This is a genomic window from Tenacibaculum sp. E3R01, assembly GCF_003318185.1.
Classification (GTDB): Bacteria; Bacteroidota; Bacteroidia; order Flavobacteriales; family Flavobacteriaceae; genus Polaribacter; species Polaribacter halocynthiae.
Genome location: NZ_QOCC01000019.1, coordinates 291,556 through 315,744 on the forward strand (window position 1 = coordinate 291,556; position 24,189 = coordinate 315,744).

At 29.9% G+C, this 24,189-nt stretch carries 27 protein-coding genes; 1 reads left to right on the forward strand and 26 read right to left on the reverse strand.

Features of this window, described 5'->3' with window-relative positions; translation table 11 throughout:
- Positions 1-4: 4 nt before the first annotated feature.
- The 26 genes from atpH to gdhA all read right to left on the reverse strand — a co-directional run bounded on the left by atpH (position 5) and on the right by gdhA (position 22,974).
- The gene (gene atpH, locus DS884_RS06490) at positions 5-562 is read right to left on the reverse strand and encodes an ATP synthase F1 subunit delta (protein ID WP_093869640.1); all 558 of its coding nucleotides are present in this window, start codon (positions 560-562) and stop codon (positions 5-7) included.
- Positions 563-569: 7 nt separating this feature from the next.
- Positions 570-1,067 carry a F0F1 ATP synthase subunit B gene (locus DS884_RS06495; protein WP_093869639.1) on the reverse strand — a complete coding sequence of 166 codons (498 nt, stop codon included), beginning with the start codon at positions 1,065-1,067 and terminating at the stop codon, positions 570-572.
- Between the two features lie 93 nt (positions 1,068-1,160).
- Positions 1,161-1,349 carry an ATP synthase F0 subunit C gene (gene atpE / locus DS884_RS06500; RefSeq protein ID WP_053973883.1) on the reverse strand — a complete coding sequence of 63 codons (189 nt, stop codon included), beginning with the start codon at positions 1,347-1,349 and terminating at the stop codon, positions 1,161-1,163.
- 54 nt (positions 1,350-1,403) lie between these two features.
- A complete protein-coding gene (gene atpB, locus DS884_RS06505; RefSeq protein WP_113786184.1) occupies positions 1,404-2,543 on the reverse strand; it encodes a F0F1 ATP synthase subunit A in 1,140 nt (379 codons plus the stop codon).
- 136 nt (positions 2,544-2,679) lie between these two features.
- On the reverse strand, positions 2,680-3,060 hold the full coding sequence (locus DS884_RS06510) for a DUF6168 family protein (RefSeq protein ID WP_199488190.1): 381 nt from the start codon (positions 3,058-3,060) through the stop codon (positions 2,680-2,682).
- On the reverse strand, positions 3,053-3,283 hold the full coding sequence (locus DS884_RS06515; RefSeq protein WP_093869637.1) for an AtpZ/AtpI family protein: 231 nt from the start codon (positions 3,281-3,283) through the stop codon (positions 3,053-3,055). Before DS884_RS06515 ends, DS884_RS06510 begins: the two co-directional genes overlap by 8 nt.
- On the reverse strand, positions 3,252-3,659 hold the full coding sequence (locus DS884_RS06520; RefSeq protein WP_093869636.1) for a polymer-forming cytoskeletal protein: 408 nt from the start codon (positions 3,657-3,659) through the stop codon (positions 3,252-3,254). Before DS884_RS06520 ends, DS884_RS06515 begins: the two co-directional genes overlap by 32 nt.
- A gap of 22 nt (positions 3,660-3,681) precedes the next feature.
- The gene (locus tag DS884_RS06525) at positions 3,682-5,925 is read right to left on the reverse strand and encodes a tetratricopeptide repeat protein (protein WP_113786185.1); all 2,244 of its coding nucleotides are present in this window, start codon (positions 5,923-5,925) and stop codon (positions 3,682-3,684) included.
- Between the two features lie 89 nt (positions 5,926-6,014).
- Entirely contained in the window at positions 6,015-6,710 is a 696-nt protein-coding gene (locus DS884_RS06530) for an ABC transporter ATP-binding protein (RefSeq protein WP_093869634.1), read from the reverse strand.
- A gap of 12 nt (positions 6,711-6,722) precedes the next feature.
- Positions 6,723-8,201 (reverse strand): DUF5687 family protein, encoded by a 1,479-nt coding sequence (locus tag DS884_RS06535; RefSeq protein WP_113786186.1) that lies wholly within the window; start codon positions 8,199-8,201, stop codon positions 6,723-6,725.
- Positions 8,202-8,318: 117 nt separating this feature from the next.
- Positions 8,319-8,720, reverse strand: a complete 402-nt coding sequence (locus DS884_RS06540; RefSeq protein ID WP_113786187.1) for a hypothetical protein — start codon at positions 8,718-8,720, stop codon at positions 8,319-8,321.
- Entirely contained in the window at positions 8,721-9,200 is a 480-nt protein-coding gene (locus DS884_RS06545) for a pyridoxamine 5'-phosphate oxidase family protein (RefSeq protein WP_113786188.1), read from the reverse strand.
- A gap of 7 nt (positions 9,201-9,207) precedes the next feature.
- On the reverse strand, positions 9,208-9,819 hold the full coding sequence (locus tag DS884_RS06550) for a hypothetical protein (RefSeq protein WP_113786189.1): 612 nt from the start codon (positions 9,817-9,819) through the stop codon (positions 9,208-9,210).
- Between the two features lie 53 nt (positions 9,820-9,872).
- On the reverse strand, positions 9,873-10,454 hold the full coding sequence (locus DS884_RS06555) for a Crp/Fnr family transcriptional regulator (protein ID WP_113786190.1): 582 nt from the start codon (positions 10,452-10,454) through the stop codon (positions 9,873-9,875).
- 138 nt (positions 10,455-10,592) lie between these two features.
- Positions 10,593-11,093, reverse strand: coding sequence for a DUF1761 domain-containing protein (locus DS884_RS06560; protein WP_113786191.1), 501 nt, complete (start codon positions 11,091-11,093; stop codon positions 10,593-10,595).
- A gap of 197 nt (positions 11,094-11,290) precedes the next feature.
- Positions 11,291-12,280 carry a DUF4837 family protein gene (locus DS884_RS06565; RefSeq protein WP_113786192.1) on the reverse strand — a complete coding sequence of 330 codons (990 nt, stop codon included), beginning with the start codon at positions 12,278-12,280 and terminating at the stop codon, positions 11,291-11,293.
- Positions 12,281-12,285: 5 nt separating this feature from the next.
- Complete coding sequence (locus DS884_RS06570) at positions 12,286-13,815, reverse strand: lytic transglycosylase domain-containing protein (RefSeq protein ID WP_113786193.1); 1,530 nt, start codon at positions 13,813-13,815, stop codon at positions 12,286-12,288.
- 37 nt (positions 13,816-13,852) lie between these two features.
- On the reverse strand, positions 13,853-14,614 hold the full coding sequence (locus tag DS884_RS06575; RefSeq protein ID WP_113786194.1) for an exodeoxyribonuclease III: 762 nt from the start codon (positions 14,612-14,614) through the stop codon (positions 13,853-13,855).
- A 7-nt stretch (positions 14,615-14,621) separates the two neighbouring features.
- Positions 14,622-15,401: a hypothetical protein gene (locus DS884_RS06580; protein ID WP_093869623.1), complete on the reverse strand. Its 780-nt coding sequence runs from the start codon at positions 15,399-15,401 to the stop codon at positions 14,622-14,624.
- Positions 15,401-15,628, reverse strand: coding sequence for a hypothetical protein (locus tag DS884_RS06585; protein ID WP_113786195.1), 228 nt, complete (start codon positions 15,626-15,628; stop codon positions 15,401-15,403). Before DS884_RS06585 ends, DS884_RS06580 begins: the two co-directional genes overlap by 1 nt.
- A gap of 2 nt (positions 15,629-15,630) precedes the next feature.
- A complete protein-coding gene (locus DS884_RS06590) occupies positions 15,631-16,287 on the reverse strand; it encodes a 3-oxoacid CoA-transferase subunit B (protein ID WP_093869621.1) in 657 nt (218 codons plus the stop codon).
- Positions 16,288-16,289: 2 nt separating this feature from the next.
- Positions 16,290-16,991, reverse strand: coding sequence for a CoA transferase subunit A (locus DS884_RS06595; RefSeq protein WP_093869620.1), 702 nt, complete (start codon positions 16,989-16,991; stop codon positions 16,290-16,292).
- Between the two features lie 20 nt (positions 16,992-17,011).
- Positions 17,012-19,315: a penicillin-binding protein 1A gene (locus tag DS884_RS06600; protein WP_093869619.1), complete on the reverse strand. Its 2,304-nt coding sequence runs from the start codon at positions 19,313-19,315 to the stop codon at positions 17,012-17,014.
- Complete coding sequence (locus DS884_RS06605) at positions 19,315-19,818, reverse strand: gliding motility lipoprotein GldH (protein WP_113786196.1); 504 nt, start codon at positions 19,816-19,818, stop codon at positions 19,315-19,317. The genes DS884_RS06600 and DS884_RS06605 overlap by 1 nt, the downstream gene beginning before the upstream one ends.
- Positions 19,799-21,364 (reverse strand): regulatory iron-sulfur-containing complex subunit RicT, encoded by a 1,566-nt coding sequence (ricT, locus tag DS884_RS06610; RefSeq protein WP_113786197.1) that lies wholly within the window; start codon positions 21,362-21,364, stop codon positions 19,799-19,801. The genes DS884_RS06605 and ricT overlap by 20 nt, the downstream gene beginning before the upstream one ends.
- A 266-nt stretch (positions 21,365-21,630) precedes the next feature.
- The gene (gene gdhA / locus DS884_RS06615) at positions 21,631-22,974 is read right to left on the reverse strand and encodes an NADP-specific glutamate dehydrogenase (RefSeq protein WP_113786198.1); all 1,344 of its coding nucleotides are present in this window, start codon (positions 22,972-22,974) and stop codon (positions 21,631-21,633) included.
- A 191-nt stretch (positions 22,975-23,165) separates the two neighbouring features.
- On the opposite strand from gdhA, the gene pheS reads away from it, so the two are divergent.
- Positions 23,166-24,185 (forward strand): phenylalanine--tRNA ligase subunit alpha, encoded by a 1,020-nt coding sequence (gene pheS / locus DS884_RS06620; protein ID WP_093869615.1) that lies wholly within the window; start codon positions 23,166-23,168, stop codon positions 24,183-24,185.
- The last annotated feature ends 4 nt before the right edge of the window (positions 24,186-24,189 follow it).

Here is a 24,189-nt window from a genome sequence, read left to right on the forward strand (position 1 = left end):
AAAATTAAATTTTTGGAATATAATGACTGTTGTCAAATTCTCTCCTTAATTCATTAAATTGATTAGAAATACTTGCATCATACTGCACATCTCCAACACGTAAAATAAACCCTCCTAAAATAGATGGATTTACTATATTTTCTATACTAGCACTGTTACCTGTTAGGTCAACAATTTTTGCTTGTATTTTATCTTCTAACTCTTTAGTTAAAGCTACCGCAGTAGTAACTTTAGCAACTTGCATACTTTTATGATAATCATAAATAATAGTGTATTGCTTAGCTATTGGTTCTAACATAAGCATACGTTTGTTCTCTTCTAATAAATTAAACAAACCTTTTACTATAGTATCTACTTTATCACCAAAAAGCGCAACTAAAACTTTTTGCTTATCCTTAGCTTTGATTATTGGACTTTTTAACATTGTCTCTAAATCATCACTTTCAGCAATAGTATTTACGATTAGCTGCATGTTTTCATTTACTAAAGCATCATTACCTGATTCTTTAGCTAAATTTAAAACTGCTTTTGCATAACGTAATGCTGGTCTTGCTCCTTTCATCGATTAATTAGTTTAAAGTAACGTCTTGTAACATTCCTTCAACAAGTTTTAATTGTTCGTCTTGTGAAGCTAATTCTTTTTTAACAACAGATTGTGCTATACCTATAGATAATTCAGCAACATTCTTTTTTAACTCAGCAACAGCTGCTTGTTGTTCTTGCTTAATAGTTGCTTTAGCATTTTCAATCATGATAGAAGCTTGTTCTTGTGCTTCTTCTTTTGCTTCTGCTATAATGTTATCTTTAATTTCACGAGCATCTTTCATCATTGCATCTCTCTCTGCACGTGCTTCTTTTATCATCTTTTCATTATCAGCTTGCAAGTTTTGCATTTCTTTACGAGCATTCTCTGCTTGATCTAATGCATTTTGAATACCTTCTTCTCTTTCATCTAAAGAATTTAAAATAGGTTTCCATGCAAACTTTGCTAATAAAAATAATAATAGAATTAAGATAGTTAATTGCATTGCAAATAATCCTATCGAAAAATCATTAAAAATATCCATAATACTTAATTATTGTCTTTTTGTTGTTTAATTTTAAAAACATTTCTGCAACCAACCGTTGCAGAAAATGTTTTCGTTGTTTTTGTTTCGGAATTATTTTCCTAAAAGTAAAGCACCAAATGCTAATCCTTCTAATAATGCTCCGATAATGATCATCGCTGTTTGGATTTTACCAGCAGCCTCAGGTTGACGAGCAATTCCTTCCATTGCTTTTCCTCCAATTTGACCTAATCCGATTCCTCCACCGATTACGATTAATCCTGCTCCAATTAAATTGTACATACTAATTGATTTATATTAAATTAAACAAATTCTTATTCTACTCTATAATAATTCTTAGTGATCATGTGCATGATCATGCTCTTCTACTGCCATTCCAATAAACAAAGCAGAAAGCATTGTAAAAATAAATGCTTGTAAAAAAGCTACTAATAATTCAATAATTGTTAAAAACATAGTTAACAAAAATGAAATACCTGTTGCACCTACTGTTCCAAATTCAGTTTTCAACAACACCATAAGTGCTGCAATACCCATTACTACTGAGTGACCTGCTGTAATATTTGCAAACAAACGTACTAATAATGAAAATGGTTTGATTAGTAAAAACCCTGCTAATTCTAAAACAGCTAATACTGGCCTTAAAATCTTTGGAACACCTGGCATCCATAAAGTATGCGCCCAAAAATCTTTCGATCCGTTAGTTATATAAACTACTAAAGTAAACAATGCTAAACATACAGTTACTGCAATTTGACCTGTAACATTAAAACCTAATGGTGTTAATCCTAATAAGTTTAATATCCAAATAAAGAAAAACACCGTTAATAAATATGGCATAAATCTTTTATATTTTTTTTCTCCAATATTTGGCCTTGCTATTTCATCTCTTACGTATAAAACCAATGGTTCTAAAACACGACCAACTCCAGTAGGAATCGCTCCTTTTTTATACCCTTTAGCTAACGAACCAAAACCTAAAAACATTAACAATCCTGCTAATAAAATTCCAAAAACACTTTTTGTTATAGATAAATCTAACACCTTGTGTGCATTAGTTGCATGATGAGTTTCATCAAAAGCAACTGTTGTAGCGTTAGCATCTAACTCATAAATTTTACTATGAATTTTAGTTAACTTAACACCTCCAGCATCAACAACTAACTTACCATCATCATTATGATGAAATTTTGACGACATAAATGTTTTCAAACCTTTACTAGTCCAAACAATCACTGGTAAAGGAAAGCCTACATGCTTTCTTTCACCTGCATCGTTTGAATAAGAAAACAATGAAAAATCATGTGAATCCGCTAAGTGATGCTTGATGTAGTTTTTAATTTCTTCTTTGGTGTCTACTTTTCCACCGTCGTTTTCGGAAGATTTCTTATCTCCTCCACCAGCAAACACTCCAAAAGAAGTGAAAACCAATGCTAAAACTGTTAAAAATTTGATAGATTTTTTTGCTATCATCATACCTTTTTAAATATAGGGTTGTGGTCTCTAAATTTCCGTGCAAAGGTAAACAATTAATTAAAACTACAAACCGTTTTTTTATTTAGTTTTTATGAGAATGTTTTCATGAGATTTATTTCTAGTAAAAACTAGCAAACTATTTGCTGTTCAATAGTTTTGAAACAGCAATTGCTTCAAGAATTAAAAACAAAAACAACGGAATTACTAATGAAAACCTTTCTGGCTTAGTAAGTTGTTCATTTGTAAAAACTGAAGCTTGAAAAACTAACACGAAAAATCCGATTTTTAAAAATATGGAAGCTAAGTATGCATAACCTGCTTGATTGGGCATTTTATCTGCCACAAATTCAACTATAAGATACACTATAGTTGCTGATACCACATGAAACAAATATACTCCTAGTAATGAGAATGATAATTGAATTTCTTTTGCTATTATAACATAATTATGCGGAAAATAACTTACTGCTAAAACTATAAGTACTGCAGCAAGAAAAAACAAAATTCGTTTAATCATTGTTTTTTGAAATTTTTGTAACTTGTTGAATAACGGAGAACATTGCTAAAAAAACGGCCACTAATGTACATATTTTAGCATATAAGCCTCCTTCATTTGAATATTTGGTATCTAACCATTCACCTAGTAAGTTTCCTAAATAAATGGTTAAACCCATTTGAAAAGCAATAGTGGTAAACCGAATGTATTTGTTAAGCGGTTTTTTCGGCACGTTTTTGCCCATCTTTCTTCAATTCTTTTATTGCTCCTTTCATAGAACATGTTGCATTGAATGTAGCTCCTGGCTCTACTGATAACTTGCCTATAACTACATCTCCGGTAATATTAGCTGACGTTTTTACGGTTAACGTATTTGAAACTTGTAAATCTCCTGAAAATTTCCCTTCAACATCTGCGTTAGTACATTCAGCTTTTCCTTTAATGAAACCTGTTTCACCAATAATAATTCTTCCTTTAGTTTCAATGTTACCTTCTAAAGTACCATCAATTCTAAAATCACCTTCAGAAATAATATCACCAGTTATTTTTGTGTTTTTTCCAATTACATTTCTTTCTGAGACAGATTTAACATTCGTTTTTTTACTTTCTTTACTAAACATATTTAAGGGGAGTTTTATAAGGTTATTTTATTTTTTTCAGTTTTTTCATGATCTCTTTTGCCTTTTTTCCTTCAATAGTATTTGCATAACTTAAAGACACAAACTCTAAAGCTTTAGCATAAGCTACTTTATCTTGATACTTACCTATTGACAAGGCTTTTAGGAGTGCTAATTTAGGAATTAAATTTGAATTTTGAATTGATGAAGAAAACTTATCAATTTCAACTACTGTTTCTTCAAATTTATTTTCTTTGTACAAATAATAAATTTCTTTATACTTTTTTACAACTTGATCTTCTTTTTTATTTTCAATTAATTTTTTGTTTGGAGATTTTATTACTTGTGCAAATTTAGTTTCAGGGTACTTGTTTAATACAATATTCTTGTTGTAATCTGCTTTCTCTTGATCATTTATCTGACTATAAATCTGATATAAATGGTAGCTAATTGCTAACTCCATTTTATCATCTTTTCTAAGTTCCTTTAACTTTTCAAGGTTTTTTATTGCTAACTCAGAATTTTTAAATTGTTCTTTATAAATTAAGCCTAATTGATATAATGCTTCATTACGGTCATCACTTAGTTTATCAATATCCTTTGATTCTTTAGGAATAGCATCAATATACGTTGATAGTTCATATCTTGGGTCAACTTTCACCTCTGTAGGAGAATCATTTTCAGAGCTTTCTTCTTCACCTAAAAGTGAATTTTTGTCTGACAACCTCCAATTATCTTCTAAAACTCTATTTCCCCATACTCTTTCAAAAGCTACTTTACCAAACGCTACACTTTGTGTATTATAAAAATACCATTTCCCTTTTTTACCACTATTATTGGCTCCAATACCTCCAAATGAGCTACCAAAGTTTTGAGAATTCAACATTTGTTGTTTATTCTCTTCATCTTCTTTTTTTATTTTTTCAATATACTTTTCAAAAAACAAAACTTGTTCATCTTTACTCATCGCTACAAGGTTCAAAACACTATCGTTTGTTTTTACAGTTTCTTCAAACTTCCTAAGGGTTGTTAATCCTTTATTTTTTCTACGTATTCTTCGTATTCTTTTTTCTTGATCGAACTCTTTAGATGTAACAGTTAAAACACTATCATAATAAGCTCCTGCGGAAACATATTTTTGCTTGTTAAATGCGATATTCCCCAGTTGTTCATATGTATATGTTTTTTGATAATCATCATTATTTTTAGCTGCTAGTGACTTTTTAAAGTAATTTATAGCATTCTGTGTTTTATTTCTACCAACTTCTAAAACTCCTGCTTGGTAGTATAATACATTTAAAAACTTACGATTATCTGTATTTTTGATTAATTTTTTTAACCTACTCAACACCAGCACTGATGATGAATCATTTGCTGTATTTTTGGCTAATTCAACATTTGCTCTTATTCTATATTTATAAGGTGATTTTTTATAATCAGCTAATTTTTTAAATACCATTCTAGCTGAATCTTTCCTATCTAATTCACTATAAATCTGTCCTAAAACAAACATATTTCTAGCTGACTGTTCTTTATTTTTAAATATTGTAACTGCCTTTGTTAAATGCTCAATTACTTTCTGAATTGTATCTGTTTTTTCATAAGCCATAGCCATAGCTGTATGTGCTTGTTCTCTTATTTCATCAGGAAGTTCTTTTTCATTTTCTTGAACTTCTAATAAAAATTTTAATGATTCTATTGCTAGCTTTTCATTGTCTAAACGAATGTTAGTTTTAGCTCTCCAAATTTTAGTTTCATTTATTAGATTAGCATTTGGATAGTTTGCAATTACATAATTGAAAGACTCTATTGCAGGAATGAAACGTTGCGTATAATACCTTGCTTTCCCTAGTAATAAATAGGCATCATCTATTTGACGATTTTTTTCATACCCATTAATATTCATCGAATGTTTTTGAATTGCTTTTACAGCCTTTTCTTCTGCCTTATCAAAATTAGTAAGGTTTTTATTTTCTTCTACCGCATCATCATTTCCAAAACCACTACCTGGTTTTAATGATACTTGTTGTATTTTTCTATCATTAAACGTAATTGGTTCAATAGCTAATCGCTTCCAGAAGTTATCTTTATGCTTGTTTTCAATCTCTTTAAGCCCTTTTAAATATGCTTGCTCTCCATTGAACAGCACATTATATTTGGTAGTTAATGCATGGAAGTTTCGACTTATAATAGAATTCTTTTTCACACTACATGATACTATGATAGTTAGAACAATACTGAAAACTAATATATTGGATAGTTTTTTCATAAAAAAATACGCATTTACTTTAACAACAACTATACCTTTAAGTTATTGTGTAAATGCGTAAAAATAGTAATAAAATGGTAATTTTTATATTATGCTGAAAAATAGCTCTCCAATTCTTTCAAAGTTTCTGTTGATGTATTTAAATCTTTTACAACATTTCCTTTATCTAGTACAACTATTCGCTCACAAACTTCTGTTACGTGACTTAAATCATGACTAGATATCAACACTGTAACTTCTTTGTTCTCAGTAAGTTTTTTAATGATTGTTTTTAATCTAATTTGAGTAGTTGGATCTAAATTAGCAAAAGGCTCATCTAAAACAACTACTTGTGGGTTCCCCATCATTGCTGCTATAATTCCAACTTTTTTCTGATTCCCTTTACTTAAATCTCTTAAGTACTTTTTCTTTCCTAAAATTTCATCATTAAAAAAATCTTCAAATTGACTTAAATAGCTTTTAACATCTGCTTTATTCATTCCTCTTAAATCGCCAACAAATTCAAAATATTCTTGAGGTGTTAAATACCCTATTAAAAAACTTTCATCTATAAATGAACCTGTAAATGTTTTCCAATCTTCACTTTTATTAACTAACACATTATTATTAGATATTTCACCCGTTGTTGGTCGAATTAAATCTAAAAGTATGTTAAAATATGTTGTTTTACCTGCTCCATTGTTACCAACTAAACCAAATGATTGTCCTGTTGGAATTTGTAATTCTTCTATACTTAAAACTTGAGCGTTCCCGTATTTTTTAGTAAGTTTTGTTACTTGTATCATAATGTTTTCTGATTAGTTTTCTTGATCAAATGCGTGTATCATAGCGTACTTATTAGCTATGTATTTTCTAGTAATAGCTTTCATAATTTTTTGGTGAAATACAATACCTAAAAGCCCTAAAAAAATTAATGAGATTATAGCTATTTCAAAATTTACCAACCAACTTACAAGACCAAATATCCCCATTGGAATAAGCATTAATGGAATACCTATTATCCATTGAACTGCTCCAGTTCCTTGATAATTAAATGCAGCTTTTTCGTCTAAATTAATTTTCTTACGATTAAATGTACCTCCATACATAATTACATGTGTATTAACTCCAATATTATAAATGGCAGCTGCAAAATGAGCTAATAAAATTTTCCATCCAAAATAAACATAAGGCATTCCTAATAAAAAAAGAATAATTACACTCATACTCATTAACATAAACTTAGATTTTAAATATCGTTCATATTTAAAATTTTGACTCATAATCATTTTATAATATCCACTATCCCAAGCCGGAATAAATTGCCCAAAGTTTATTAAAAAAATACCTGTTGTAAATATTCCTATAAATGCAAAGAAAAATTCTTTATCTGCATATTGTGGTTGAGGATAAAAAAACAACCCGTACAAAAGCCCAATTATTAACATCCAAAGAGTAGATTTTGTTCTTTTATTACGCATAATTAGTTTTAAGTCTAATTGCATAAAAGGAGCAATATCTCCAAAACGCTCTGTCCAAGTATAATCTGAAGTTTTAGCTTCTTCTACTTTATTTTGTACCGCAGAATCTAGAAACAAATTACTTTTTAAAATTAAATAATTTGCATAGTATAAACCAACCAACAGTAAAAGAGGTATAGAAATTAAAATTGGATTGTTTGATATTCCTAAAATTCCTTTTGAAACCAAGTTAGAGAAAGAAACTATATTAAAATAATCTAAAGCAAATAGTCCTGAAGAAATAACTATCAACGGTAAAAAAGACAAATCACTTTTAGCACTTGCATTTTCTATTACAAAATTCAAAAAATTAATGATTAGAACCACTATTATCATAGTTATCATCCATATAGAAATTTGAACTGTATCATATCCTTTTGTTAATAAAACAACACCAAAAGGAATAATTGCAAATAGTGGTAAAAAATTAAAAAATGACGCAGCAGACTTACCTAAAACGTAATTAATAATTTTATTCTTTTTCACAGGTAAAGTTAGCAGTGGTTTTATTGTCATAACTGGTAGTTTTTGAAGAAAAAAACGAGCAATTAAATCACCCATAATCCAAAAAAACAGAAATCCGTTAACTATTATAAAAGGATCCTTATCAGGGAACATTTTTTTTAATGCAGGAAATATCCCTACCCCTAAGAACAGAAACATTATAACAAAATATAAAGCAAAAAAACCTAATAAAATTTTAATTCCAATACTCCTTTGCCAATATGATGAACGAAAATATTGTTTCCATTCTAAATTTAAAAAGCGTGTAATCATTTTGGTTAATTATTTAGTTGACACTTATATGTATAGTTTTTACCTATTTCGTTACATAAAAAAAGTATCAATATTACTATTGACACTTTTCTTATATTTATACTTATAAAATAAAATTTACATTATTTTACAAGAAACAACAATTAAAAACCCTATTAACAATAGTATAAACCAACCAGGATGTTTCCCTTTTGTTCCAATCAAAACCAAAATTGCTCCAAAAAACATGGTAGAACTAATTAGTTCTAATATAAAATTAACTAGTTCAATTTCTTGAAAGTTTTCTATTAATGATATTTTTATTAATAGCCCAGCAATACAACACCCAAATACTGATGCTAAATGCCATGTAGACCATAAAATTCTTAAGTGCCTTTCTCTTAATTCTAAACTATCTTTTGAAGGAACTATTTCTTTTTTTATTCTTTTCTTTTTAAAAATTAAATATTCACCTAAAACCGAATGGATTACTCCTAAAAGAAAAGATAAGATACCTGCTATAAATAAATAGTTGTTCATTTATATATCTTTAGTCATTTTTCCCAAATTTATTTTCTCTGCTCTTGTAAATTTAATTTCACGTACGTATTCCATACTTTTCCATAAATAAGTATTCCCTTTTAAACCTTTGGTTAATTTCATTCTTCTATTTAACCTAGCTATTTCTTTAGGTGTTGCTTTACGTTTTTCTCCTAATTCACCATAAAGTTTAATTCCTGGGCTTGTAGAAAACCTTTCTTTAAATAAAGAGGATATCCAAAAAAAACTACGACTGTTAACTCCTAAAACACAAATATTCTTTTTTTTGCTTTCTTGTAACTTAGATGTAAACTTTTCAAAATAAAAACCAGCTTGATTATCATTCAAAAACATAGAACCAATTGGTGTTACAGTTGGGTTACCGTCTGAAGTTATTGATGCAATTGAAACATGAAAATTTGAACGAAAACTTTTATTAAAATGATTTCTTATTTTTCCCCAATTTGTAGTTAAATCCATTTATATTTTATTTACCTATTAAAACATTATATTCTTTTGGAATTTCAATCCCTTTGAAACCATCTGTTAATCCATAAAGTATTACGATAGAAAACAACACTCCAAGAAATAAAATTATATATCCTTGTTTAGTAGGGCTAGTTCCTAACATGTTTTTTTTCATTTTCATATTATGTATTGATGCTAAGTGACCAAAAAAAGAAATAATAGCTAACCCATAATATGGGATAAAAAACAAAAAAAAAGGAAACGTATTTAATCCAGCTACTCCGAAAAAAATATTAGTATCTAATTTTAAAAACAGTCTACCTACAAAAACAGCACTAAGATGAATAACTAAGAAAAAAGCTATATAAAGACCACTCCATGACTGGAGTTTTTCAAAAAAATTCTTTGCACTATTTATTTTAATCAAAAAGAGTTTCACTCCAGATACAATCTGAATTAAGATTGAAAACAATAACAATATTTCAAAAAACAGATTTCTATAAAACATACGAAGTGTATCCATAACGTCAATATGTTTTTCTATCCCTACCAAACTGTAAAAATGATTATATAGATGGAGGCTTATGAAAACAGTTATTACTATTCCTGATATAGAATGAATTTGTTTCACCTTACTTTTTTTACAAAGGTCTATTCATTTTATGAATTATCATTTGATTTATATCAAATTCGGCTATGCAACTTTCTAATTCTACTTAATGTTTCAAGAGTAATTCCAATAAATGATGCTATATGTGTTAAAGGCACTCTTTGGGTAATTTGTGGATAGGCTAATAGAATATTTTGATATTTTTGTTCGGCTGATTGAAATTGCATAGATACAATTCTAGCCTGAAGTTTTAACATTGTTTTTGTGGCTACTTTATTAGTTAATTTTTCAAAAGCATGATACTCATTTGATAATTTCATTATATTATCTCTTGAAGTTTCAAGCAGTAGCGTTTCTTCTAAAACTTCTATATAGTGTGGACTTGGTATTTTTTGAAAAAAACTATTAATAGCACATATAAAATCATTTTCAAAAGCAAACCAATCTGTGATATCTTTCCCATCTTTTAAATAATATGCTCTTGCACTTCCTTTTACTATAAAGAATGCTTTATCTGAATTTTGTCCTTCTTTTACTAATACATCTCCTTTTTTTAAAGTTAATACCTTAGAATTTCTTGCAAATTTTAATTTGCATTCATCATTCAAAGGAGCATATTTCTCGTTTATAATGTTTATAATTTTTTCCTTATCCATAAGTATAATATTATAATTCTAAAAATAGTATAAACACCTAAATGAAAAGCGTTTTCTTTTATATAAAAAAACAGAAACTGTTTTCTACTATTGAAAACAGTTTCATTAAATATTATTTGCCGACTATTTTTTATAAAATTATGCCCATTGACAAATTATTCCACCCATTAACGCTAACGTTACAGTCCAATAACCAACATTTATAGCTATGTATTTAAATGATTTTCTTTCAAACAATGCTTTTGTACCTATAATAGGCAAAGCAATAAACAAACCGCTTATAACTCCATGCAACACACCATGTTTAAAAGTTCTAAAACGATCTCCAAAATTACTCATAAATTCTTCATAATAAGCAAAACCTCCTCCAGTCTTTTCCATAAAACCAGGTTCACCTGCTAATGTTGAAAATACACCTAATTGATGAATAACCAAGAATTGTATTGCAAAAGCAAGCATAATACTAAACACAAAACTTACTCCAAATATCAAAAGCATATTACCTCCTTCTAAATCTTTTAAAGTAAAATTCATTTCTTTCATCCATGCCTTTTGAAAGAGCATTGGTCCGTACCAAAGAAAGCCTATAACCATAGGGATAAAAGCTGCACCTAAAATTGCTAAATAATTTATTTCCATTACTTTAAGTTTTTAGTTAATTGTATCAAATATAATTAAAATAACTTTTCTTATTTAATCTATTCATTAAAACCAACGGTTTTAAAAACTTAAAGTCTATGTTTTACATTTCTATAATTTTATTTCATCAAAAAAAAACAAGCTCATTAAATTAATTAATGAGCCTGTTGGTTGTATTATTTCTTAGGTAATATTCTCTATTTTATTTTCATTGACTTTGCAATCGCTTCTAATTCAAATAGAAAATTTCTTTTATTTACTGAAGGAGCATAAGTAAACCCTTCAAAAACTATTAATCTATTATTTTTTTTATCAACTACTGTATAATTTAAAAAAGGACCAGCCATGAAATCGTTTTTAACTTCCCATTTCCCCCTAGTTTCATATGCCTTTTTCCCATCAATTTCTGCTTTGTAAGTAAAAGGTGTGTATGCTTGTTCAGTAATCATATACATTCCTTCTTTACTTCCTGGAATATATTTTTTTCCAATAGAATCTCTAACTTCTGTGATATTATCAGCAACACTTCCTTCATTAATTAACGGAACACTATAAATTAAAACATTATTTGTTCCATCACCTCTTGCAATTCCACTTTTTAAATGCTGACGTAACCATAAAAAATCTCCAGTATCGTCTACCAATTTAAATCTTTTCGGAATATCAATTGAAATACCTAAATTTTGCGTTGTTTTAAATTTAGTTTCATCAAGACGTTCTTTTTTAAAAATATTTTGAATAAATTTAATATCCTCCTTTTGAAATATTTTAATTATCTCTTTACCTCTTTTGTTTATTAAATTTACGATTCCTTCTTCATTTTTGGCCGTAGCATAAACGATTACTTGAGGAGCTGCATATTTGTTTTTTTCAACAGTAACACTTTCCTTTTGCCCCTTTTTTATAAAAAGGATTGCTTTTCCGTTTCTCATAAATGATTTAAAGCCTGTAGGATCTATTTGACTCACAGAAAGTAACGTTTCTGGTTGTGGTAATCCAACCTGGTGTTCACCAAAAACAGTCCGTATTTCGTCTCCTATTTTACCTGCCCATTCATTACCCTTAGCAACAACTAATATTTTATTAGTGTTTCCTATTGATGTTGGTAATGTCACACTAGATTTTGTTCCTTTTTCGCAAGAAATTAACAAAAGTGTGGCTATTAAAAATGACATTATTTTTTTCATATCTATTAGCTTTTAAATATTTTTAGCTTCATACCTGGTTTAAGATTTTTTATACTCCAAATATTATTCCATTTTTTAATTTGTTCGACAGAAATTTTTGGATATTTTTTTGCAATAGTCCATAATGAATCTCCTTCTTTTACAATATACACTTCATGTTTCCCTTTTGGAAGTTTATTTTGTTTTTTTGAAACCTTTTTAGGTATCGCTAATTTTTTAGGATAAATACTTAAACGCTGCCCTATTTTTAAACGATGAGAACGCATACCGTTCCATCGTTTTATATCTTTTACACGTACACCAAACTTACTTGCTATTTTACCTAAATAATCACCACTACGTACTTTATAACGTATACGCTTATCCATTTCAAAATACTTCGGTAAAGGTTTTTCTCTTTTGCTATCATCTTCATCTGCCAATGCATAAATTTCCTTTTCTTTTTCTAAAAAAGTTATCATTTCTTTGCGTGGAATACGAACAGCATAACTTCTATTTTCTATAAATGGTATTATATCTAATTTATATGCAGGATTTAAAAAAGAAATTAAATCAACATCAATACCTGTTTTTTCAGAAATTTGATCAAAACTTATTGTTCTTTTTACATGAATAGTATCAGTTTCAAAATGAAAAATTTTGGGAGCTTCTGGATATAAATCATGCTTCTCAGCATATTCAAAAATATACATTGTAGCATAAAAAGCAGGAACATACCCCGCAGTTTCCCTTGGCAAAAAAGGTCTAATATTCCAATAATTTTTATACCCTCCTGATCGTTTTATTGCTTTTGAAACATTTCCTGGCCCTGAATTATATGCAGCTAACGCTAAATCCCAATCACCAAAAATTTTATATAACTGACTTAAATACTTACATGCCGCAACAGTTGCTTTTACAGGATCTTGTCGCTCATCAACATATGAACTTATTTTTAAATCAAATTGTTTTCCTGTTCCATACATAAACTGCCATAAACCAGTTGCTCCAACATAAGAACGAGCATTAGGACGAAGAGCAGATTCAACTATTGCTAAATATTTCATTTCTAACGGAACATCATACTGATCAAGGTATTGTTCAAACATGGGAAAGTAATACTTTGCTTTAGCCATTAAAGCAGGATAGTATTTTTTTCTATACTTTAAATAACTATTTATAACCTTGTCTAATGACGGGTTATATGCTAAATTAAATGGAGTATTCGCATTTAAATTAACCAATCGCTTTTTAAGTAGTTCTGTTGATAAAATTTTAGTTGAATTTCCAATAATATCTTTATCGTTTATTACATATTGGATACTATCAAACAATGAAGAATTAAACTTTTCTTCTACTAATAAACTATCAATTTTTTTTAAGTCAGCATCAGAAAAAAGGGTATCTATTTGTCTGTTTTGGGCGGTATCTTTCGCTATAAAAATAGAATCAACAGCTATTTCAACACTATCAACAGGAATATAAATACTATCAATAGGCTGTTGCGCAATAACTGTTCCTGTAAAAACTAATAGTAGTTTAAGTAACGTTTTCATTGTTTTTCTTTTAAAAAGAAGGGTAGTTCAAATTTAATTACACATCTAATTCTACCACGATAGGGCAGTGATCAGAATGTTTTGCTTCTGGTAAAATATAAGCTCTTGTTATTTTTTCCTTTAATGGTTCAGTTACCATAGCATAATCTAATCTCCAACCTTTGTTATTAGCTCTAGAGTTTGCTCTATAACTCCACCAAGAATATTCTTGTCGTTCCGGATTCATAAAACGAAAACTATCAATAAAACCGCTGTCTATAAACTTACCTAACCACTCTCTTTCTTCTGGTAAAAATCCTGAAACTCCTTTCATTTTTGGGTTATGAATGTCTATAGCTTCATGACAAATATTATAATCACCACAAATAATTAAGTTAGGAATTGATTTTCTTAACTCTGTAGCATATTCTAAAATCTCATCCATGTAATTAAACTTATAGTCTAAACGAGCGCTATTAGTTCCAGACGGTAAATACATACTCATAATAGAAACATCATCATAATCTACCCTAAGATTTCTACCTTCAAAATCCATTGTTTCAATTCCTGTTCCATATTCTACGTGTTTAGGTTCTTTTTTACAAAAAACTGCCACAGAAGAATAGCCTTTTTTTTCTGCTGAAAACCAATAATGATATGGATAACCAGCATTTTCAAATTCGGTTACATCTAATTGTTCTTTATGTGCTTTAGTTTCTTGAATGCAAATTACATCTGGTTTTGCTTGCTGTAACCATTCTAAAAATCCTTTTTTTAAAGCTGCTCTTATTCCGTTTACGTTATATGAGATTATTTTCATTTAAAAATTATTCAATAATTATTTTTTCTAAATTATCAAGTTCTTTATCAATACTAGACATATTTAAAAGTTTTGAAGATTCTATATCATAAATAGCAAATTTTTGTTTTTTGTATTCTTCTCTGATATTTTCTCTATCGGTATATTTAATAAAAATTTGAGAGTTCGAATTCGTAAATTCAAATCTATCAAGATTAATACTATTTGTAATTCTTATAAGATTTTTACCATTTAAATCTGAAAGATATAAATCATGATTATCTCCAGAATTTAACTTCCCATCTTTATTTGAGTCTTCAAAAGCTATTAAATATGCAATATATTTTACAGTCTTATCTAATTCATCTCTCTCTAATTTATATCTTTTCCTCTGAGGCTTTATTTGAAGGATAGATGCTTTCTTTTTCAATAAAGAAGTTATAACCTGATAGTTTTCGTCTACAAAAATAATATTTACAAATTTTAAAAGAGAGTCTCCAATATCATTAGCTACAGATACTAAATTTTTCACCCTCTTTTCTTCTTCATAAGTTAACAAAGAAATTGGAAGGTATTTATTTTTAGAATTGTATAAATCTATAGGAGTATAATATTTTAACCCTTGTAAAACAAGACTATCCTTTTTTGCTGTTTCTAATTCTTCTCCCAGAATAATCCCATCAGGGAAATTATTATTGTTTGGAAAAAACTCTTTAGTTAATTGAAATAAAAGAAAAATTAGAATAACAGGGAGTAATGTTCCATTTAAAATAATTAAAAACTTAATATATTTATTTGTTATTTTCATTAATCTAAGAAAATAGGTTTTTTAAGAAAAACCCAAGTTAATTGGGTTCTTTCTCCTGTTTGTGTTTGAATAATCTTTTTTCTTGGTGATAAAAAATAGGCTAAAGCTACTGCTATTGCTATTCCTAACCAAGATGGTTCTATTTGTATACCTTTATCAAAAATAAGGATAAATAAAATCGCTAATATGGGATATATTCCTCTATAAAACTTTTTTATGAATGTCATTTTTAAATTTCCATTTCTGGAACATCTCCATTAATTACTAATGTTCCTTCAGTAGCATTTTGGATTTCTTCTACACTAACTCCAGGAGCTCTTTCTAACAAATGGAATGTATTATCTTTTACTTCTAAAACTGCTAAGTTCGTTACTACCTTTGTAACACAACCAACTCCAGTTAACGGTAAAGAACATTTTTTTAAGATTTTAGATTCTCCTCGCTTATTAGTATGCATCATTGCTACAATAATATTATCTGCGCTTGCTACTAAATCCATTGCTCCTCCCATTCCTTTTACCATTTTCCCAGGTATTTTCCAATTGGCAATATCTCCATTCTCAGCTACTTCCATTGCTCCTAAGATAGTAAGATGTACATGTTTTCCTCGAATCATTGAAAAACTTGTTGCTGAATCAAAAAAACTTGCACCAGGCATAGTAGTTATCGTTTGTTTTCCTGCATTAATAATATCAGCATCTTCTTCTCCTTCAAATGGAAAAGGCCCCATACCTAGTACTCCATTTTCACTTTGAAATTCTACTTCTATATCCTCTCTAACAAAATTGGCAACTAATGTAGGTATTCCAATACCTAAGTTTACGTAATATCCGTTTTTAACCTCTTTTGCAATACGTTTTGCTATTCCGTTTTTATCTAAAGCCATAATTAGTTTCTTTGTCTTACTGTGCGTTGTTCGATTCTCTTTTCATATTTTTCTCCTTGAAAAATACGTTGTACAAAAATTCCAGGTATATGAATTTGATTTGGATCTAACTCACCAACTGGAACTAATTCCTCTACCTCAGCTACAGTAATCTTAGCTGCACCACACATATTCGGATTAAAGTTTCTTGAAGTACCCTTAAATACTAAATTTCCTGCTGCGTCACCTTTCCATGCTTTTACAAAAGCATATTCTGCTTTAAAGGCTGGTTCTAACACATACATTTTCCCATCAAACTCACGTGTTTCTTTTCCTTCTGCTACTTCAGTACCATAACCAGCAGGTGTATAAAATGCAGGAAATCCTGCTTGTGCAGCTCTACATTTTTCCGCTAAAGTTCCTTGAGGAGTCAATTCTACTTCTAATTCACCTGATAACATTTGACGTTCAAACTCATCATTTTCTCCAACATACGATGAAATCATTTTTTTTATTTGACGATTTTGTAATAATAATCCTAATCCAAAATCATCAACACCAGCATTATTAGAAATACAGGTTACTTCTTTAACTCCTAATCGTACAAGTTCAGCTATAGCATTTTCCGGAATTCCACATAATCCAAATCCTCCTAGCATTAATGTCATTCCATCGCTTACACCATCAACAGCTTCTTGCACATTATTTACTTCTTTATTAATCATATTAGTTGTTTGTTTCTGTTTTAAAAATCTGTATCCTCTTCTTCCTTTTTTTCCTCTTTCTTTTCTTCTCCTTCTTTTACTTCTGGTTCTTTTTCACAATTAATATTAATTGTTAATTCTCCTGGAGGTTTTTCAAAATCTTCTTTACTTATATTTAGTGTTTTATCTTCATAACACTTTTTCATAAACAACCCCCAAGTTGGTAATGACATTGTTGCACCTTGACCTAAACCAATACCATAAAAATGTGTTGCTCTATCTTCTCCACCAGTCCAAACTCCAGTTGCTAAATTTGGAACAATCCCCATAAACCATCCATCAGATTGATTTTGAGTAGTTCCTGTTTTTCCAGCAATAGGATTTGTAAATTTATATGGAAAACCTGTAGTTGCTTCTTTTCTTCTTGTCCATGCTGAACGAAGTCTAGCACCTGAACCTGATAAGGTAACACCTTTCATCAAATCTAAAATTACATATGCAGATTCTTCACTTAAAACCTCTTTCGTTTCAGGAACAAACTCTTGTAAAACTGTCCCATTTTTATCTTCTATACGAGTAATCATCATAGGACTAACACGTAATCCTTTATTTGCAAAGGTTGAATACGCACTTACCATTTCAATTAATGATAAATCAATGGCCCCTAATGCTATTGAGGGATTTGCTTCTATTTTTGATTTAATCCCTGCAGAAGCTGCTAAACGAGCTACATTTATTGGTGATACCTTATCTATTAACTGAGCAGTAACAACATTGGTAGATTGCGCTAATGCGTCTCTTAAGGTTAATTCACCACCGTACTTATCATTTGAGTTCTTAGGTGTCCAATCTTTTGGCATTCCATATTTTTCTTTTGGAATTGTATAAGGCGTATTTGGCAACTTATCACAAGGTGACATTTTTAATTGATTAATAGCTGTAGCATAAACAAAAGGTTTAAAAGTAGAACCTACCTGACGCTTTTGTTGCTGAACAGCATCATACTTAAAGTATTTATTGTTAATCCCTCCAACCCATGCTTTTATATGTCCAGTTTGTGGTTCAATAGATACTAAACCAGAACGCAAAAAATATTTATAATAACGTATTGAATCGTACGGAGTCATTACAGTATCACGATCTCCTTTCCAAGAAAAAACTCGCATATCTGTTTCTGTTTTAAAAGCCTTGTCTATTTCTTTTTCAGATTTACCTGCAGCTTTCATTCTTTTATAACGATTAGAGTTTTGCTTAGCTCTTCGTATCGTACTAGCTATTTCAGACTTTTCTAAATCATAAAAAGGAGCTGTTTTATTATTCTTTTGCTCTTTATTAAAAAAAGATTGCAAATTTGCCATATGTGTTGTTAAAGCTTCTTCTGCATATTTTTGCATTCGAGAATCGATAGTAACATATACTTTTAATCCGTCTTTATAAATATTGTATGACTCTCCATTTGATTTAGGATTATCCTTTGCCCATCTTTTCAAAAATTGTTTCAAATTTTCTCTAAAATAAGTAGCTAAACCATCACTATGGCTTTCTGGTGTAAAGCTTATTTTTAATGGTAACTTTTGTAATGAATCTTTTTCTTTATCAGTTAATAACCCATTTTTTTTCATTTGAGAAAACACAACATTTCTACGTCGTAAAGATTTCTTTTTTGAACGTTCTCTGTAAGGATTATACTGTCTAGGGTTTTTTAGCATTGCTACTAAAATAGCAGACTCTTGTATATCTAATTCTTTTGGCTCTTTTCCAAAATAAATACGAGCTGCAGAACGTATACCTGTTGCATTAAAAAGAAATCCTTGCGTATTTAAATACATAGTTATAATTTCCTCTTTAGTATATTGTCGTTCAAGTTTAACAGCAACTACCCATTCTTTAAGTTTTTGAAGAACCCTTTTAATTTTATTTGTTGAAGCTCTTCCTGTAAAAAGATTTTTTGCAAGTTGTTGAGTAATAGTACTTGCTCCTCCTCCAGCTCCTAATTTAGAAACTGCTCTGGCCAATCCTCTAAAATCAATACCTGAATGTTCATAAAAGCGTTCATCTTCAGTTGCAACGAGAGCTTTTACTAAGTTTTGAGGTAAATCTTTATATTGAATTGGGGTTCTATTAGCTTTTACATAATATTTCCCTAATGTTTTTCCGTCAATAGAAATTACTTCTGTAGCTAAATCACTCTTAGGATTTTCTAACTCTTCAAACGATGGTAATGGTCCAAAAGCTCCCCATGATGCCAATAAAAATAGCAAGCAAATAGAAAGAAATCCACCTAAAATGATTCCCCAAAACCATTTAATATATTTTCTAAAATTAGTTGTTTTTTCTTCTGTCATTATTCTGTTTTTTCAATTCTAAACCCTACATGAGTAAGCCCATCTAACTCTTCTATTCCATCAACATTTCCATTTTTTCTCATAGATTGACGTACTTTAAAAGTATAGGTTCCTTTAGCAGGAAATATTATTTTTTCTTTGTAAAAAAGTTTATTGTCTTTAATATCTAAAGTACCTTCTCCTAAAAACCTCCCAGCTCCATCAGCCATATCGTACTCTAAAGTATCAGTAATTACATTTCCGTCAGGGAAACTCATCTGAGTAATTATAAATAAATTACTAAAAGGATAATCTTTATTATTTCTAACATTAATAAAAAGATTATGTTTTTGTAATGTGTCTGTTGCTGTAAAAGCAAATTGTAATGTATTGTGTTTACTCCATTTTTGATTTGATATTGGTAAATACTCATCAAAAACCCTTTTTTTATCACACGAAATGAATAAAAAAGTTACTATAAAAAACATTATCAATACACTACTTTTATTTATTGTCTTCAGCATTTTTATTACCGTTATTGTTCCCTTTTTTATTATTATTTCTTCTTCTTTGATTATTCGGTTTATTACCTGTAGTCTTTTTTTGCTGATTAGGATTTTCACCTTTTGGTTTAGGGCCTTGAGTTCTTTTTTGTTGATTTGGATTCTTTTTTATTTCATCCTTTGGTTTAGCCCCTTGAGTTCTTTTTTGCTGGTTTGGATTCTTCTTTACCCCTCCCTTTGGTTTAATACCTTGTGCTCTTTTTTGTTGGTTTGGATTTGGTTTCTGTTTTACCTCCCCCACTTTTGACTTATTATTATTTTTAGGTCTATTTGGCCTAGGTTTTCTGCTATCTGTTTTTTGATTATCAGCTACAGTTTTATTTGGCCTAGACACATTAGTTTTATTCTCTTTTGCCTTATTATTACTAATTCTTTTGCCTCTTCTTTTATTTCTTCTCGGTTTTTTTGGAGCATCAAAACGTGTTAAACTATCTTGTCCAACCACATTTTCAAAATCAACTTTTGGTTCTTCTACAATTTCTGATTCATATTCTTCTAACGGAGAAGCCAATTCATTATTGGCATTTAACTCGATAATTTCTTGAGTTTGCTCTAATGATATTCTATACCATTTGAAGCTCTCTTCTTTGTATGTATACCAAAGTAACCCTTTAAAAATATCCATCTTTACAAAAACAGCATCACCTTTTTCTGTTTTAAGTACCAAATCTTGTTTAGGAAACTTTTTTAATGCGTCTAGATAAGTATCTAACTCAAAATTTAAACAACATTTTAATTTACCACACTGACCTGCTAATTTTAATGGATTTAAAGATAACTGTTGGTAACGTGCTGCAGCTGTATTAACTTTTCTAAAATCAGTTAACCATGTTGAACAACACAACTCTCGTCCACAAGAACCGATACCACCTAATCTGGCAGCTTCTTGACGCATTCCTACTTGGCGCATCTCTACTCTAATAGAAAAAGCACTTGCCAAATCACGAATTAATTGACGAAAATCTACCCTATCATCAGCAGTATAGTAAAAGGTTGCCTTGGTACCATCTCCTTGATACTCTACATCTGACAACTTCATTTTCAACCCTAATTTACTAATAATTTCTCTACCTTTCCTTTGAGTTTCTTGTTCTCTTTGTCTGGCATTATGCCAAACATCAATATCTTTTTGAGAAGCTTTTCTATATATTTTTTTTACCTCTTCACCATCTGACTCAATTTTTCTTTTTTTCATTTGTACTTTCACAAGTTCACCTGCTAAAGAAACTATTCCGACATCATGTCCTGAAGTTCCTTCTACAGCAACTATATCACCCATAGAAATAGTTAATTTCTCTAAGTTTTTGTAAAAATGTTTTCTTCCGTTTTTAAAACGTACTTCGTAAATATTAAAAGGTGCTTCACCAGTTGGCAAAGTCATATTCGATAACCAATCAAAAACAGCTAGTTTATTTCCACTTCCACAAGATCCTGTAGCACAATTTCCATTGCTTTTACACCCCTTAGGAACGCCATCTTTGTTAGTTGAGCAACCGCTACAACTCATAATTTATATGTATGTTTTTAGAATGCTTTTTAAACCTGAATACTTTCAGTATCAAAAAACACTTTATATTATTGATTTTTAGCTAGATAAAATCCCACTCCAGAATCTTCTCTTAATCAGTAAAGATACATATTATAACGGAATGTGAAAATTGATTTTTTTTCTTAACCAAGTTCTTTTTTATAACCCCTAAATACTTTCGCAGAAAAAGGCCTTACAGATTAAAATCTATAAGGCCTTTTTAATATTATTTGTAGTAAATAAACTTACACTACTCCTTGATCTAACATTGCGTCTGCAACTTTTACAAAACCTGCAACATTAGCTCCTTTAACGTAATCTACATATCCGTCTTCTTGCGTTCCGTATTTTACACACGCTTCATGAATACTATTCATAATACCATGTAATTTACTATCTACTTCTTCACGTGTCCAAGACAAACGTAATGAGTTTTGAGACATTTCTAAACCAGATGTTGCTACTCCTCCTGCATTTGAAGCTTTTCCTGGTGCAAATAAAATTTTTGCATTTTGAAATACTTCAATAGCTTCAGGTGTTGATGGCATATTAGCTCCTTCAGCAACACATATACACCCATTAGCTACCAATGCTTTTGCTTCCTCTCCGTTTAACTCATTTTGAGTTGCACATGGTAAAGCTACATCACATTTAACACCCCAAGGTCTTTCTTTTGCAAAGAATTTAGCTGATGGATATTTCTCAACATATTCACCAATTCTACCACGGCGAACATTTTTGATTTCCATAACAAATGCTAATTTATCAGCATCTATTCCTTCTTCATCGTAAATGTATCCTGAAGAATCAGATAAAGTAACAACTTTAGCACCCAATTGAGTTGCTTTTTCAGTTGCATATTGCGCTACATTTCCAGAACCTGAAACTGCTACTGTTTTCCCTTTAAAAGAATCTCCTTTATAGTTTAACATATTTTCAGCGAAATAAACATCTCCATAACCAGTTGCTTCTGGACGAATTAAAGAACCTCCCCAAGAAGCACCTTTCCCAGTTAAAACACCAGTAAATTCATTACGCAAACGTTTATATTGACCAAACATAAATCCGATTTCTCTTCCTCCAACACCAATATCTCCAGCTGGAACATCAGTATTTGCTCCAATATGACGAGATAATTCAGTCATAAAAGATTGACAAAACTTCATAACTTCGTTATCTGACTTCCCTTTAGGGTTAAAATCCGATCCACCTTTTCCACCACCCATTGGTAATGTAGTTAATGAGTTTTTGAAAACTTGTTCAAATCCTAAAAATTTTAAGATTGATAAGTTTACTGAAGGGTGAAAACGTAGCCCTCCTTTATATGGACCAATTGCAGAGTTAAACTCTACTCTATAACCTCTGTTTACTTGAGTTTCTCCATTATCATCTACCCAAGGCACTCTAAACATTAAAGTACGTTCTGGCTCAACCATACGCTCTAATAATTTTTTTCCTTGGTATTTTGGATTGTTTTCTATAAACGGAATTACAGTTTCTGCTACTTCGTGTACAGCTTGCAAAAACTCTGGTTCGTATGCATTACGTTCCTTAACGTAATCCATAAAAGCATTTATTTTAGATTCCATAAATTAATTGTTGTGTTATTATAATTTTAACAATTTTACTTGGCAAATATAATTAATTTACAATTTCTTAAATTTGATTTTGTACTTTATTTTTCACTTTTCTACATCGTTTTCGTTATTAGGTGAAATCTCCTCATTTTTTAACTAAAAAAGCTTAAATTTGCAACTTAATTTTTTTGGATTAATAAATAATGTTAGATAAGGTAAAGGAATTGATTGGTGACGTAAAAGCTTTTAAAGCAACGTCTAAAGAAGAAGTTGAAACATTCAGAATTAAATACTTAGGAAGCAAAGGATTGTTAAAAGATTTATTTGCTGAATTTAAGAATGTTGATGCTGAATTGCGTAAAGATTTTGGGCAAGCTTTAAACAATCTAAAAAAATCTGCTGAAGGTAAAGTTGCTGAATTAAATGATGCCTTAGATAATGCTATTGAAGACAAAGGGATTTATGGCGATTTAACTCGTCCTTCTGAACCAATAGAATTAGGTTCACGCCATCCTATTTCTTTAGTAAGAAATCAAATTATTGAGGTATTTAATCGTATTGGGTTTACTGTTTCTGAAGGACCTGAAATTGAAGATGATTGGCATAACTTTACCGCTTTAAATTTACCAGAGTATCATCCTGCTCGTGATATGCAGGATACATTTTTTATAGATAAAAATCCAGACACTTTATTAAGAACGCATACATCATCTGTACAAGTTCGTTACATGGAAAATAACGAACCTCCAATTAGAACCATTTCTCCAGGAAGAGTATTCCGTAATGAAGACATATCTGCTCGTGCGCATTGTATTTTTCACCAAGTAGAAGGTTTATATATTGACACTGATGTTTCTTTTGCCGATTTAAAACAAACTTTATTATATTTCACTAAAGAGATGTTTGGAAAATCTAAAATACGTTTACGTCCTTCATACTTCCCTTTTACTGAACCTAGTGCTGAAGTTGATATTTATTGGGGACTTGAAACTGAAACCGATTACAGAATTACCAAAGGTACTGGATGGTTAGAAATTATGGGCTGTGGAATGGTTGACCCTAATGTTTTAAAGAACTGTAATATTGACCCTACTAAATATTCTGGGTATGCTTTTGGAATGGGAATTGAGCGTATAGCAATGCTTTTATATCAAATTCCAGATATTCGTATGTTCTATGAAAATGACAAACGTTTTTTAGAGCAATTTAAATCTATCATCTAAAAAC

What these genes read in the sequence shown, in the direction of transcription:
- DS884_RS06600 (WP_093869619.1), bottom strand. Translation starts at nt 19,315, where the DNA reads ATGACAGAAGAAAAAACAACTAATTTTAGAAAATATATTAAATGGTTT.
- DS884_RS06565 (WP_113786192.1), bottom strand. Translation starts at nt 12,280, where the DNA reads ATGAAAAAAATAATGTCATTTTTAATAGCCACACTTTTGTTAATTTCT.
- DS884_RS06555 (WP_113786190.1), bottom strand. Translation starts at nt 10,454, where the DNA reads ATGGATAAGGAAAAAATTATAAACATTATAAACGAGAAATATGCTCCT.
- ricT (WP_113786197.1), bottom strand. Translation starts at nt 21,364, where the DNA reads ATGAGTTGTAGCGGTTGCTCAACTAACAAAGATGGCGTTCCTAAGGGG.
- atpH (WP_093869640.1), bottom strand. Translation starts at nt 562, where the DNA reads ATGAAAGGAGCAAGACCAGCATTACGTTATGCAAAAGCAGTTTTAAAT.
- atpE (WP_053973883.1), bottom strand. Translation starts at nt 1,349, where the DNA reads ATGTACAATTTAATTGGAGCAGGATTAATCGTAATCGGTGGAGGAATC.
- DS884_RS06590 (WP_093869621.1), bottom strand. Translation starts at nt 16,287, where the DNA reads ATGGCTTTAGATAAAAACGGAATAGCAAAACGTATTGCAAAAGAGGTT.
- atpB (WP_113786184.1), bottom strand. Translation starts at nt 2,543, where the DNA reads ATGATGATAGCAAAAAAATCTATCAAATTTTTAACAGTTTTAGCATTG.
- DS884_RS06595 (WP_093869620.1), bottom strand. Translation starts at nt 16,991, where the DNA reads ATGATTAATAAAGAAGTAAATAATGTGCAAGAAGCTGTTGATGGTGTA.
- DS884_RS06535 (WP_113786186.1), bottom strand. Translation starts at nt 8,201, where the DNA reads ATGATTACACGCTTTTTAAATTTAGAATGGAAACAATATTTTCGTTCA.
- DS884_RS06580 (WP_093869623.1), bottom strand. Translation starts at nt 15,401, where the DNA reads ATGAAAATAACAAATAAATATATTAAGTTTTTAATTATTTTAAATGGA.
- DS884_RS06570 (WP_113786193.1), bottom strand. Translation starts at nt 13,815, where the DNA reads ATGAAAACGTTACTTAAACTACTATTAGTTTTTACAGGAACAGTTATT.
- DS884_RS06605 (WP_113786196.1), bottom strand. Translation starts at nt 19,818, where the DNA reads ATGCTGAAGACAATAAATAAAAGTAGTGTATTGATAATGTTTTTTATA.
- DS884_RS06575 (WP_113786194.1), bottom strand. Translation starts at nt 14,614, where the DNA reads ATGAAAATAATCTCATATAACGTAAACGGAATAAGAGCAGCTTTAAAA.
- DS884_RS06545 (WP_113786188.1), bottom strand. Translation starts at nt 9,200, where the DNA reads ATGGATTTAACTACAAATTGGGGAAAAATAAGAAATCATTTTAATAAA.
- pheS (WP_093869615.1), top strand. Translation starts at nt 23,166, where the DNA reads ATGTTAGATAAGGTAAAGGAATTGATTGGTGACGTAAAAGCTTTTAAA.
- DS884_RS06520 (WP_093869636.1), bottom strand. Translation starts at nt 3,659, where the DNA reads ATGTTTAGTAAAGAAAGTAAAAAAACGAATGTTAAATCTGTCTCAGAA.
- DS884_RS06585 (WP_113786195.1), bottom strand. Translation starts at nt 15,628, where the DNA reads ATGACATTCATAAAAAAGTTTTATAGAGGAATATATCCCATATTAGCG.
- DS884_RS06540 (WP_113786187.1), bottom strand. Translation starts at nt 8,720, where the DNA reads ATGAACAACTATTTATTTATAGCAGGTATCTTATCTTTTCTTTTAGGA.
- DS884_RS06515 (WP_093869637.1), bottom strand. Translation starts at nt 3,283, where the DNA reads ATGGGCAAAAACGTGCCGAAAAAACCGCTTAACAAATACATTCGGTTT.
- gdhA (WP_113786198.1), bottom strand. Translation starts at nt 22,974, where the DNA reads ATGGAATCTAAAATAAATGCTTTTATGGATTACGTTAAGGAACGTAAT.
- DS884_RS06560 (WP_113786191.1), bottom strand. Translation starts at nt 11,093, where the DNA reads ATGGAAATAAATTATTTAGCAATTTTAGGTGCAGCTTTTATCCCTATG.
- DS884_RS06530 (WP_093869634.1), bottom strand. Translation starts at nt 6,710, where the DNA reads ATGATACAAGTAACAAAACTTACTAAAAAATACGGGAACGCTCAAGTT.
- DS884_RS06525 (WP_113786185.1), bottom strand. Translation starts at nt 5,925, where the DNA reads ATGAAAAAACTATCCAATATATTAGTTTTCAGTATTGTTCTAACTATC.
- DS884_RS06510 (WP_199488190.1), bottom strand. Translation starts at nt 3,060, where the DNA reads ATGATTAAACGAATTTTGTTTTTTCTTGCTGCAGTACTTATAGTTTTA.
- DS884_RS06495 (WP_093869639.1), bottom strand. Translation starts at nt 1,067, where the DNA reads ATGGATATTTTTAATGATTTTTCGATAGGATTATTTGCAATGCAATTA.